This is a genomic window from Janthinobacterium sp. Bl 1 (genome assembly GCF_058215535.1).
Map to the genome: position 1 here is coordinate 2,820,930 of NZ_CM177086.1, position 10,253 is coordinate 2,831,182.

Here is a 10,253-nt window from a genome sequence, read left to right on the forward strand (position 1 = left end):
TTATGCTTCACCTAATTTGAGGAGCGATTGCTGCATCGACTTGATGCGGCCCAGAACTTCGACATTGGTTTCAAAGGCGCGCGACGCCGACATCATGTCGGTCATCTCGGCTACCTGGTTGACGTTGGGGTAGAACACCATGCCATCGGCATTGGCCATCGGGTGGCCCGGCTCGTACACCTTGCGCAGGGGCTCGTCGCTTTGCACCACGTCGAGCACCTGTACTCTTCCGCCGGCACCGCTGGCGCCAGGACCATCCATCACGGCCGCAAACACGGGTTTGCGCGCGCGATAGGTTTCGCCTTCGGAACCGGCAACGGAATCGGCATTGGCCAGGTTGCTGGCGATGGTATTGAGGCGCACGGTTTGCGCAGCCATCGCCGAACCGGCGATCTTGGAAATATCCTGGAAGCTCATGCTGATCCTTATTGTCCGGAAATGGCCTTGGACAGACCCTTCAGTTTCATGTTGACGAAAGTGAGGCTGGTCTGGAAGTCGGTGGCATTCTGCGAGAATGCCGCCTGCTCGACGCCGATTTCGACGGTATTGCCGTCGCGGCTAGGGTGGTAGGGGACGCGGTACAGGGCGCTCGCATCGTCATCGGTCGACAGCAGGCCGGCCTCGTTGTCCTGCAACTGTTGCAGGGCGCTGCCGAAATCCATGTCCATGGCCTGGAAGCCGGGCGTGTTTTCATTGGCGATGTTGGCCGCCAGCACGCGTGTACGGTCGGCACGCAGCGCGAGTGCATCGGCGTGCACGCCCAGCGCATCCTTGAAATTAATCCCCATGGTCATCCTTTGTGTTGAATTCGATCGTGCTTTTTGCGGTTCGGGCCAGAAAACAGGTGGTGCAGAGGTAAAATCTCAGCCAGGTCATGTTGACGCATGGTAAGGTCATGCCGCTTCAGTATCTTTGATTAAGGTTAGCAATGATTTACTTTGAGAACTATTTCGTGATGTGGAACAAGGCGCAATGTCGTCAAATACTGCTTCCAGGCCTCTTTTTACTGGCCAGCCTATATAGTAGTGCAGGTCGCGCAGAATTGCCAGCCGACAATATATTTTCACGTGTGGAACAGTTGGCGCGTGAGCAATTGGCGCAGCAGGCAGACAAGGCGGGGCTGCTGGAACCCCAGTTTCAGGTGACCGTCGTGAAAAGCACGCGCCCCGTGCCAGCGTGCGCGGCGCCCGTGGCGCTGGAGACGGCGGACAGCCGCTCGGCGCAGCGCATGCGCTTTGTCGCGGTGTGTCCTGGAAGCAACGGTTGGCGTTACGAAATGCTGGCACGCGGCAGCATCACGGCCCAGGTGGCCGTTACCAGCGTGCCCGTCACGGCCAATACACCGTTGCAATCGGGCGACGTAACGTTGGCGCGGCGCGACGTGACGATGGTGCCGGACAGTATTGCTTCCTTGCCCGGCGCGATTGGCCTGTCGAGCCGGCGCAGCTTGCGTGCCGGCGAAGTGCTGCGCCAGGGGCAGCTGGCGTCGCCCGTGCTGATCAAGCGGGGCAGTGCGGTCAGCATCGTGGCGCGCAAGGAACAGGTGGAAGTGAGCATGGCCGGCGAAGCGATGGATCCGGGCGCGCTGGGCGAGGTGATCCGCGTGCGCAACGCCACCAGCGGCACGGTGATACGCGCCAGGGTGGTCGATGCGGGCGTGGTGGAACCGGCCGATATTCCCGGCCGTTAAGGAGATCAGTCTGCGGCGGCCGTGCGCTGCAGACGTGTCGCCAGCTGCGTCAGCTTGGCGGCGTAGTTGGGATCGGTGGCATAGCCGCCGCGCGCCAGACCTTGCGCGAAGGCACCCGCGTCGGCGCCCGTGTTCAGGGCGGCGCGGTAGCGTGGGTTGTCGAGCAGCACTTGCGCATAATCGCGGAAGGCGCTGGCCTGGTCCGGGTAGCTGCGGAAACGCTCGGTTTTCTTCAGCGCCGTGCCGCTGCCCGCTTCGTACTCGGTGGTCATGTTGCTGGCCACGTCGCCCTGCCATTTGCCGCCGGCCTTGATGCCGAACAGATTATTCGTGTCCGCGCCCGTGCCCTGGCGCAGCGGACGCTGGCCCCAGCCCGATTCCAGCGCCGCGTGGGCGGCGACGATTTCCGGCGCCACACCCAGGCGTGCGCCCGTTTCTTCCGTCCACGGCTTGATCGAGGCGAGGAATTGCTGCTGCGTTTCGCCGATCTCGCCACCCTGGTTGATGCTGCCCAGCACATTGACGGGATGGCTTTGCTCCAGATAGGCGCGTCCTTGCGGGCTCAGGCTGGTGGCGTTGCCGCCGCCCTGTTCGATGAAGCGGGCCACTTCGCCCTGCACTTGCCGGAACACGCTGCTGAAGCTGCCGCTGGAGCCGGTGGCGTCGGTGGAGCGCATATTGCTCTGCACAGCGGAGGTGGGCGCCGTCGATGGCGTCGCCGCCGTGGCGCGGGTGGTCAGGAAATCAGCCTGGCGCATACGTATCTTCCTCGCCATGCAGCACGCGCTGCATGATGCTGTACTGCTCTGTTAATAAATCGCTGTTGCGGGCGTTCAGGCGCTTGCATTCGAGCACCATCTGCTCGAGCGCGGCCCAGTCGCGCTGGGCGGTCGTACGCGCGTCTTCTTGCAACATCGCAAACAATTGCGCCATATCGCCTTGCGGGCCCAGCAGGGCAGTGACGAGGCTGACCCGCTGGCGGCGGCGCGCATCGAGCGGTTCGACGGCGGCGACGACCTGGTCGGCCAGCGCCGTCAGCCGGGTGCTCTGGTGGTGCAAGGTAGCCTGGAATTGCTCTTCCAATAAGGTTTGCAGGGCCGCATAGCCGGCGCGGTCCTCCGTCATGCCTTGCAGCACGCGGCGCACGGCTTCCTGGCGCGTGATGCCCTTGCGCGGCGCGGTCACGATTCACCGCCGTGGAAACGCTGGATCAAGCCTGCCAGTTTCGATGGATCGAACGGCAATTCGCCCTTGGCCAGCGCATCGCGCAGCATGGCCACTCTTTCATGGTCGATCTCGGGCATGGCGCGCAGGGCGGCCATGGCCGGTTGCAGCACGGCCGATTGCAGTTCCGCCCCGGCCGACGAGCCGCCCATGGCGCCTGCGGCGCCCGCGTTCTCGGCGATCGCCTCGGCAGGCGCGACGGCGCTGCTGCGCACGGCAGCACCGGTATTGCCGGAGGAGATTTTCATACGTTGTCCCTTGCCCTTAATTTGCATGCTCGTCCCGATCTTTCTTTGCGGGCAGGCCCAGTTTTTCGCGCAGCCGTTGCAGGGTACCGGAGTCCGGTTCACCCACCTGCAATTCGTCGCCTTGCGGCTTTTGTCCGGCCATGCCGAACATGGCGGCGATGCTGTCGGCCTGGCCACGCGTCAATATTAACAGTTCGATGCGGCGGTTGATGCCGGCGCTGGCATTTTTCACGTCCAGCGGCGCGCGGTCGGCCATGCCCACCACTTGCAGCACGCTGTCCGGACTCATGCTGCCGATCAACAATTGCGCGCGCGCCGACATGGCGCGGTTGGCCGACAGGGTCCAGTTCGAAAAGCCTTCATAGCCGGTATTGGCGTATTGCATCGAGTCCGTGTGGCCGACGATCAGCATCTGGTTTTCCATTTGCGCAAACACGGGGCCCATCTGGCGCAGCAGCTTGCGGAAACGGTCGGTCGGCACGGCGCTGCCGCGCACGAACATGCCTTGCTTGTCCGTATCGTGCAGCATGACGCGCAAGCCGTACGGCGTGATCACCGATTGCAGGTTGCTCTTCAGTCCAGCTTCGTCGCTGAGCTTGTCGAGCGCGCGCGACAGCGACAGCAAGTCTTCCGGCGACTGGTAGCTGACCTTGGTCTGGTTTTGCGGCGCGGCGCCGGCCTTGCCGTCCTGCATCTGCTTGCCTTCCGTGCGCGTATCGCCCGAACCCTTGCGGGGCATGGGGAAGCGCTCGATCAGGCTGCCGCGCGTACCGCCGCTCTGTTCCGGCATGACGCCCTGGCCTTCGCCCTGGCGGCTGCTGGCCGACGCATCCATCATGATTTCCTTCATCGCCTGCTGCTCGCGCGCGGCCATCAGCCACAACACGAGGAACAGCGACAGCAGGGCCAGGCAAAAGTCGGCGAACGCTACTTTCCAGGCGCCGCCATGGCCATCGTCGTCGTGCTTGCGTCCCGCACGCTTGATGATGGCCTGTTCATGTTTCTCATGCGGCTTTAGCACGGCGGCCTCCCCGGCCTTGGCCTTGCTCTTGTTCGGCGCCGCCATCTTCCAGCGCATTGATCCAGCTTTCCAGCTGGGCGAAGCTCGGCTTGATGTTCAGCTGCACCAGGCGGCGGCCCGCATCGATGGCCAGCAGCGGCGGTTTGCCCGCCACGTGCGTGACCAGCACGACCTTCACGCACTCCATGGTCGAGCCTTCCTCGCCCACCAGCTGCTTCATCATGTTGCACATCGGATCGAGCACGCCGTAGCAGAAGAAAATACCGATGAAGGTACCGACCATGGCGGCACCCACTTTTTCCGAAATTTCCGCCGCATCGGCGCCGTCGGCCACGGAATTCATGGCCATCACGATACCGAGAACGGCGGCCAGAATACCGAAACCGGGCATCGCTTCGGCGATCTTGTGCAGGGACTTCGACGGTTGCAGCAATTCATCGTGGATGGCTTCCAGTTCCTGCTCCAGCACGCCTTCGAGTTCATGCGCGTTGATCTTGCCCATCGCCATCAAACGGAAGTTGTCGACGATGAAGGCCAGCAGTTTCGGCTCTTCCAGCACCAGCGGGTAGCGCTGGAACAGGGCGCTTTCGCGCGGCGCCTCGACGTGGGCGTCGAGCGCCTTCAGGCCGCCGGCGGCCGTTTGCAGCAGTTCATACATCAGCAGCAGCAACTGGCGCTGGAATTCCGAGCCTTGCTTCTTGTGCGTGACGATCTTGCGCATCTGGTGCAGCATTTCACCGAGTACATGCTTCGGGTTGCCCAGCACCAGGGCGCCGACGGCGGCGCCGATGATGATGATCAGCTCGACCGGTTGCCAGATCGCGTGGACGGTGCCGCCCATCAGGGCGAAGCCTCCGAATACACACCCCATCACGATTAAGATACCGATAATTACCATGTCAACTGCCTTTCTGCGTCATTGTGCTGCGTCAATTTGATGGATAGTGCTGAAACTTATGCGTCTTGCAGCATGGCTTTCATCTTGCCCAGCGCCGTCTTGTTGAGCTGGCAGACGCGGGCGTCGCTCAGGTCCAGTACGGCGGCTATTTCTTTGTAGCTCAGTTCGAATTCGTAATACATCTGGATCACGCGCTGCTCGCGTTCGTCCAGCGCGCGCAGCGCCTGCTCCAGGCTGCGCCGCACCATCAATTGCTCTTCCGGGCTCGGTGCGCTGTCAGCCTGTCCCAGGCTTTCCTGCAGCACTTCGTCGAAACTGGCGATCAGCTCGGCGTTTTCCGCCAATTGATATTCCTGGAAGGCTTCCGGCGTCAGCTTCAGGGCGGCCATGATTTCCGCGTCCAGCGGCTCGCGTCCAAGGCGGCGGGTCAGGGCGCGCACGCTGTCGCGCAGGCGGTGGCTTTCCTGGCGCACGGCGCGCGGACGCCAGTCCTGGCGCCGCAGTTCGTCGAGGATGGCGCCGCGGATGCGCAGGCTGGCATAGCTGCCGAAAGACTGGTCCGGCACGCCGTAGCGGCGCAAGGCTTCGAGCAAGCCCATCAGGCCAATCTGTTCCATGTCGTCGCGGTCGATGGCGCCCGACACCTGCGAATTGAGCTGGCGCACGATGCGTTTCACCAAAGGGGAGTACGCCACCAGATGTTGTTGCTCTTCGGCAACGCTGAGCACGGCCGCGCAAGCGCTGGCGGCGGCATATTCGCCGGCGCCGTACGCTTCCTGGTATTGCTCTACATAGGCCAAGGGATCTCCCACTAGGTCGGCTGGCGTGTTGGCTTATTCAATGATCAGCTTGCCGACCATGACTTCGGTGAACGGTTTTTCCATCTGTTCGCGCTCGTAGCTGACGTTGAAGGCCTTGTTGATCTGCTCGGCATATTGCTCCACGGTCATGGTCTGCGCCTTGTCCAGCGGAAAGCTCGACAGGGTGCTGACGGCGATCGAGCGCATCAGCGGCAAGTGGTCCTTCGTCAGTTTTTCCTTTTCCTCGGTGGTGGCAATCACCAGGTCGGCCGACAGATAATGCGTTTCGCCTTCGCCGGGGCCGCGGCGCAGCATCACGATGACTTTGTCGAGCGTGAGGAACTTGCGCGCCTTCTTGCCCGTAGCCGGCGGTGGCGGGGCTTTCGCTTCGGCGGCATCGGCATGGCCGGCGACCGGCTTGGCCAGATACCACATGGCGCCGCCAGCCGCACCGGCGGCCAGCACGGCCACGCCGACAAAGCCGGCTATCAGTTTCATTTTCATATTCATCAGGCGGTCTCTCGCTCGTGCATGGCGTAAGTGGTGGCGGCAGTGCTGCCGTCGGACAGGGCGCGGCCCGGCTCGGCATCATCATGCTGGCGGCCCGGTTGACGCTGGCCGCGCGCATCGCCTTCGGCAAACGCCTGGGCGGCGGGGCTGCGCGGGGTGGCGCTGATATTGACGGCCACGTCGGTGTACTGGCGCTGCGCCAGGTCGCTGCGCATGTTTTCGCCGATGCCTTGCAACTGGCGCAACACTTCCGAGTTCGACGCCGTGACGTTCACCTGCAGCGCACCGGCCGTGTGGCGGATGGAAATTTCAATGCGTCCCAGCATGGGCGGGTCGAGGCGGATCGTCGCGTGTTCGCTGTTGCGGCCGATCTGCGTCTGCAGGCGTTCGCCCAGCGCTTCGCGCAGCGGTTCCTGCCATTGCTGGGCAGGGCCGTTGAGCTTGATGGTGTCGCCGGCCGGGGCCGCTGTGGCTGTATTGCCGACGGCGCCCGTCAGACCCAGGTTGGGCGTGGCCGGCGCCACGTTCGTGGCGCCACGTTCGCCCTCGCGCGCGGCAACGGCAATGGCAGGGGCCGCGACGGCTGTGGCAGGAGCGCTTTGCTGCAGCAGCGATTCGAACGGCTGTGCCGGCGCGCTGCCTTTGGCGGGCGCCGCCGGATTGGCGGCGGCCAGCGGCTCGCGCGTGTCGCGGCCTGGCGCTGGCGCCGCTGCCGGCGCATTCAAGGTGATCGCCGCCGGATGCAGGCTGATGTTGAGTGCCGGGTTGGCTTGCGCCACATTCGCCTGCACTTGTGTCTGTGCTTGAGTCTGTTCTTGCGCCTGCGCGTAGGCGCGTGCTTCGGCCGCAGCGGCGTCCGCCGGCGGCAGCATGTTTACCGGCAAGCCGATGACGGGGGCGGCCATGGCTGGCAGGCTGCTGTCGGCCGGGCTGTCGGTATCGCCGTCCTTGCCGGGCGCGGGCGTGTCGGCGTCGGGCGTTGCCACGCCGGTCACATCGAGCACCTGCGCAAACAGGGGCAGGGCGGAGGGGGCGGCGCCATTGCCGGCATAGCCTGGCATGCCGGGCAATGCGGCGGCTTGTGACGGCGCTGTCGCCGGTGTTGGTGCGGATGCGGCTGGTGCCGCTGGTGCCGGAGCGGCCGGCGCCGTGTTGAAGTTCATGATCATGCTTGATTCCCGTCCGAGTCGTATTCGCCGAGCGCGGCGTAGGCGACCCAACCTTCCTTATTTGCCTGTAATGCACCCAGGTGTTGACCCAGGCGTTCTTTTTCCTCAGAGCAAATTTTAACCGCTTGCGCGTGAATTTTGCGCAAATGCAACAATTCTGTTTGTTCCTGCGCATTCCATGCGCCCCGTTCGGCCAGCAGCGGGATGTTTTTCGCCAGGCTGGCCGAGAGTTTTTCCATCGCATCCCAGTCCGGCTGAGCGACCGCCGCGCTCAATTGCCGGCTCAGCTGCTGCAGCGCCGCGCGCCTAGGCATTGTTGGCCTGGACGCCCACCCAGCCGCGCTTGATGGTCGTCATCAAGGTCGTCACTTCGTCGATCAGGGTGGGGTCGAGCTTGATGCCGGCCGTGTACAGGCGCGCCACGCAATAGTCGTACAGACGCGCCAGGTTGACCACCACTTCGCCGCCATTGTCGAAATCGAGCGAGCTCGACAAACCGTTGATGATTTGCGTGCACTTGTCCAGGCTGACAGCCTTTTGCTCGTAGCGCTTGCCCACGATGTGCCCGCGCGCGCGCGCCAGTTCTTCCAGCAGTCCGTCCGTCAGCACCAGTACCAGCTCGACCGGTGTGGCGCGGGCGGTCTGGGCATCCAGGTTGACGGCGTGGTAGTTGCCGTAAGCTTCATTGTTTAACATTTTTATCTTCTCACTGTATAAACTTGCGGCGGCGCGGCAGGCACGCTCGCCTTAGGATTTATCGTTGCCGAACATGGCGTCGAACATGTCGGACCGTCTTGTCATTTGCTCCTGCATCACCTGCAGGCGCGTGAACTGGTCCAGGAAACGCTTGTAGGCCGTGTCGTATTGCGTTGTCAGCAGGGCAGTGCTCTTGCCCAGCGATTTCTGCAGCTGGTCGTTCGCATCAAGGCGCTGCACCAGCTGACCCTTGGTAATGTTGCTCCATTGACTCAGGGCTTTGTCCAGGCTGCCGAGCACGCCGGAAGGCGCCGACAGGCTGTTGTTGCCAAACAACTTGTCCAGGTCGCCCGGGTTCGACGCCAGCTTGGCGGTCAATTTGGCCGTATTCAGGCTCAGCGTGCCATCGCGGTTGGCGGTAACGCCGTATGACACCAGCGACACGCCGCCGACGCTTTGGCGCAGCAGGTTATTCATGTTGCTGCGCAGGGCGTTCAAGCCCGAATCGTGGGCAAAGATGCCTGCCGCTACATTCTTGTCCGGGTCGCCCGAGCTGGCCAAACCGTCCAGTACGCTTTTCAGCTTGTTGTAGGCATCGACGAAGGCTTGCACATTGGTTGCCGTGCCGCCGCTGTCGGTGCCGACGGTGACCGTGACCTGGCGCTCGCCCGTGTTCATGGCCTTCGTGAACGTCATCTTCACGCCCGTCACGTTGGTGAAGGTATTCGAGGCTTGCGTGATTTGCGTGCCGGTGTCTTTCGCGCCCAGCCAGACGATGGCGTCCTGCGCCTTGACGATCCTTGACTTGCCGCTCTCCAGCGCTGTCAGCAGTGGCGAATTCGTCACGCTGATGGCATCCAGGGTGACGGCGTTATCCTTGCCCGTCAGGTTGGAGGTCATGACGAGCTGCGACTGGTTGCCGATGGTGACGATGGAGGCCGTCACGCGTGAATTGTTCTTGCTGTCGCCATTGATGGCGGCGGCGATTTCCTGTGGCGTCAGGGTGCCGTCGGCATCCTTGTCGGCGGCGCTCAGGTCGATCTGGAAGCTGTTGTCGGCGGTGGCGGCGGCCAGCGGGTCGCCGATGCGGACGGTCAGGGAACCGCTGCCGGCAGGCCGGGTGCTGGTCAGGCCGGCATACGACGTCTGGCTTGCCGTGGCAAGTTGCTGTACAAAAAAGGAATAGCTGCCCGGCACAGCCTGGATGCCGGCCGAACCGCTGCCATAGGTCGTATTGCTGAAGGTGGCGGACTGGCTCAGCAGCGATTTGCTGGCTGTCATGGTCGACATCGAACTCTGGAAGGCGCTCATGGCCAGTTTCAGGTTGTTCAGCGCCGTGGCCGTGTTGTTTGCCAGTGCGGTCTGCTTTGTCAACTTGTCCTGCTGCGCCGCAACCGCCTTGGTGGCCAGATTCTTTGCGGTGACGATCGGATCGTATTGCGGTGCAGTAATTACGTTTGCCATGCCAGACTCCTGAATAAAGGGATATACCGGTACAAGGCGACCCCTATTCCCGTTTTGTGAAGTTTTCCTGAAAGAAACTTACACACACTCATTTTACCTGCCCGCGGAACCAGAATTGCGTTGCCAGCTCGTCTTGTCGCTTGGCATCGACACGTTGTTGCTCGTTCGCAACATGCTTTTGTTTTTGTGTCAGCACCTGGTCCAGCACCTCGCGCTTGGCCCAGGCAGTATTCAGGGCGCGTTGCGAAACGGCCATGTTGGCTTCGTGCAAATGCAGGTCGGTACGGTGCTGGTCGGCCAACTGCATGACGGCTTGCTTGAAGTTGCCGCAGTTGACGGACAGGGCCAGGGGCAGGGCGCCGCTGGGGCCGCTATCCGTATACAGGCCCGTCAGGCGTTCCAGGTTTTTCTGGTAGCGCTCGCGCACGGCCGTCTGCGCCGCCATTTCGCTTTGCAGGCGTTCCACTTCGGTGCTGCGCAGGCCGACCAGGGTGGTCAGGTTGCGGATGGTATGCGCGTTGCTCACGTATGCT

Annotated in this window: 15 protein-coding genes; 1 reads left to right on the forward strand and 14 read right to left on the reverse strand. The window is 62.9% G+C overall.

The features are described 5' to 3' along the window. Positions 1 to 417 (reverse strand): flagellar basal body rod protein FlgC, encoded by a 417-nt coding sequence (gene flgC / locus AC4BCN_RS12845; RefSeq protein WP_034757795.1) that lies wholly within the window; start codon positions 415 to 417, stop codon positions 1 to 3. Between the two features lie 8 nt (positions 418 to 425). Continuing rightward, the gene (flgB, locus tag AC4BCN_RS12850; RefSeq protein WP_034758109.1) at positions 426 to 788 is read right to left on the reverse strand and encodes a flagellar basal body rod protein FlgB; all 363 of its coding nucleotides are present in this window, start codon (positions 786 to 788) and stop codon (positions 426 to 428) included. 281 nt (positions 789 to 1,069) lie between these two features. Between flgB and flgA the strand changes: the two genes are divergently transcribed. Next, the gene (flgA, locus tag AC4BCN_RS12855; protein ID WP_252866966.1) at positions 1,070 to 1,690 is read left to right on the forward strand and encodes a flagellar basal body P-ring formation chaperone FlgA; all 621 of its coding nucleotides are present in this window, start codon (positions 1,070 to 1,072) and stop codon (positions 1,688 to 1,690) included. Positions 1,691 to 1,695: 5 nt separating this feature from the next. Here the strand turns inward: flgA and AC4BCN_RS12860 are convergent, their stop codons facing one another. The 12 genes from AC4BCN_RS12860 to AC4BCN_RS12915 form a co-directional block, all read right to left on the reverse strand. After that, positions 1,696 to 2,448 (reverse strand): glycoside hydrolase family 73 protein, encoded by a 753-nt coding sequence (locus AC4BCN_RS12860; protein WP_490493469.1) that lies wholly within the window; start codon positions 2,446 to 2,448, stop codon positions 1,696 to 1,698. Further along, entirely contained in the window at positions 2,435 to 2,875 is a 441-nt protein-coding gene (gene flgN, locus AC4BCN_RS12865; RefSeq protein WP_139092662.1) for a flagellar export chaperone FlgN, read from the reverse strand. The genes AC4BCN_RS12860 and flgN overlap by 14 nt, the downstream gene beginning before the upstream one ends. Next, positions 2,872 to 3,162 carry a flagellar biosynthesis anti-sigma factor FlgM gene (gene flgM, locus AC4BCN_RS12870; protein ID WP_034757812.1) on the reverse strand — a complete coding sequence of 97 codons (291 nt, stop codon included), beginning with the start codon at positions 3,160 to 3,162 and terminating at the stop codon, positions 2,872 to 2,874. Before flgM ends, flgN begins: the two co-directional genes overlap by 4 nt. 16 nt (positions 3,163 to 3,178) lie before the next feature. Further along, positions 3,179 to 4,240, reverse strand: coding sequence for a flagellar motor protein MotB (locus AC4BCN_RS12875; protein ID WP_128139624.1), 1,062 nt, complete (start codon positions 4,238 to 4,240; stop codon positions 3,179 to 3,181). Beyond that, complete coding sequence (gene motA, locus AC4BCN_RS12880) at positions 4,167 to 5,081, reverse strand: flagellar motor stator protein MotA (RefSeq protein WP_034757817.1); 915 nt, start codon at positions 5,079 to 5,081, stop codon at positions 4,167 to 4,169. The genes AC4BCN_RS12875 and motA overlap by 74 nt, the downstream gene beginning before the upstream one ends. A 56-nt stretch (positions 5,082 to 5,137) precedes the next feature. Beyond that, entirely contained in the window at positions 5,138 to 5,881 is a 744-nt protein-coding gene (locus AC4BCN_RS12885) for a FliA/WhiG family RNA polymerase sigma factor (protein ID WP_046684903.1), read from the reverse strand. Between the two features lie 33 nt (positions 5,882 to 5,914). Continuing rightward, entirely contained in the window at positions 5,915 to 6,379 is a 465-nt protein-coding gene (locus AC4BCN_RS12890; RefSeq protein ID WP_317617251.1) for a flagellar basal body-associated FliL family protein, read from the reverse strand. Positions 6,380 to 6,390: 11 nt separating this feature from the next. Further along, positions 6,391 to 7,560: a flagellar hook-length control protein FliK gene (locus tag AC4BCN_RS12895; protein ID WP_490493470.1), complete on the reverse strand. Its 1,170-nt coding sequence runs from the start codon at positions 7,558 to 7,560 to the stop codon at positions 6,391 to 6,393. Then, the gene (locus AC4BCN_RS12900; RefSeq protein ID WP_139092660.1) at positions 7,557 to 7,874 is read right to left on the reverse strand and encodes a hypothetical protein; all 318 of its coding nucleotides are present in this window, start codon (positions 7,872 to 7,874) and stop codon (positions 7,557 to 7,559) included. The genes AC4BCN_RS12895 and AC4BCN_RS12900 overlap by 4 nt, the downstream gene beginning before the upstream one ends. Then, complete coding sequence (gene fliS, locus AC4BCN_RS12905) at positions 7,867 to 8,256, reverse strand: flagellar export chaperone FliS (RefSeq protein ID WP_035818009.1); 390 nt, start codon at positions 8,254 to 8,256, stop codon at positions 7,867 to 7,869. The genes AC4BCN_RS12900 and fliS overlap by 8 nt, the downstream gene beginning before the upstream one ends. Positions 8,257 to 8,307: 51 nt before the next feature. Further along, positions 8,308 to 9,720: a flagellar filament capping protein FliD gene (gene fliD / locus AC4BCN_RS12910; protein ID WP_490493471.1), complete on the reverse strand. Its 1,413-nt coding sequence runs from the start codon at positions 9,718 to 9,720 to the stop codon at positions 8,308 to 8,310. 88 nt (positions 9,721 to 9,808) lie between these two features. Beyond that, positions 9,809 to 10,246 (reverse strand): flagellar export protein FliJ, encoded by a 438-nt coding sequence (locus AC4BCN_RS12915; RefSeq protein WP_490493472.1) that lies wholly within the window; start codon positions 10,244 to 10,246, stop codon positions 9,809 to 9,811. Positions 10,247 to 10,253: the final 7 nt, after the last annotated feature.

Excerpts from the sequence above, each read along its gene's own strand:
- fliD (WP_490493471.1), bottom strand. The coding sequence starts at position 9,720 with ATGGCAAACGTAATTACTGCACCGCAATACGATCCGATCGTCACCGCA.
- AC4BCN_RS12895 (WP_490493470.1), bottom strand. The coding sequence starts at position 7,560 with ATGATCATGAACTTCAACACGGCGCCGGCCGCTCCGGCACCAGCGGCA.
- flgM (WP_034757812.1), bottom strand. The coding sequence starts at position 3,162 with ATGAAAATCTCCTCCGGCAATACCGGTGCTGCCGTGCGCAGCAGCGCC.
- flgB (WP_034758109.1), bottom strand. The coding sequence starts at position 788 with ATGGGGATTAATTTCAAGGATGCGCTGGGCGTGCACGCCGATGCACTC.
- motA (WP_034757817.1), bottom strand. The coding sequence starts at position 5,081 with ATGGTAATTATCGGTATCTTAATCGTGATGGGGTGTGTATTCGGAGGC.
- AC4BCN_RS12875 (WP_128139624.1), bottom strand. The coding sequence starts at position 4,240 with ATGCGCTGGAAGATGGCGGCGCCGAACAAGAGCAAGGCCAAGGCCGGG.
- AC4BCN_RS12890 (WP_317617251.1), bottom strand. The coding sequence starts at position 6,379 with ATGAAACTGATAGCCGGCTTTGTCGGCGTGGCCGTGCTGGCCGCCGGT.
- AC4BCN_RS12900 (WP_139092660.1), bottom strand. The coding sequence starts at position 7,874 with ATGCCTAGGCGCGCGGCGCTGCAGCAGCTGAGCCGGCAATTGAGCGCG.
- flgC (WP_034757795.1), bottom strand. The coding sequence starts at position 417 with ATGAGCTTCCAGGATATTTCCAAGATCGCCGGTTCGGCGATGGCTGCG.
- AC4BCN_RS12860 (WP_490493469.1), bottom strand. The coding sequence starts at position 2,448 with ATGCGCCAGGCTGATTTCCTGACCACCCGCGCCACGGCGGCGACGCCA.
- fliS (WP_035818009.1), bottom strand. The coding sequence starts at position 8,256 with ATGTTAAACAATGAAGCTTACGGCAACTACCACGCCGTCAACCTGGAT.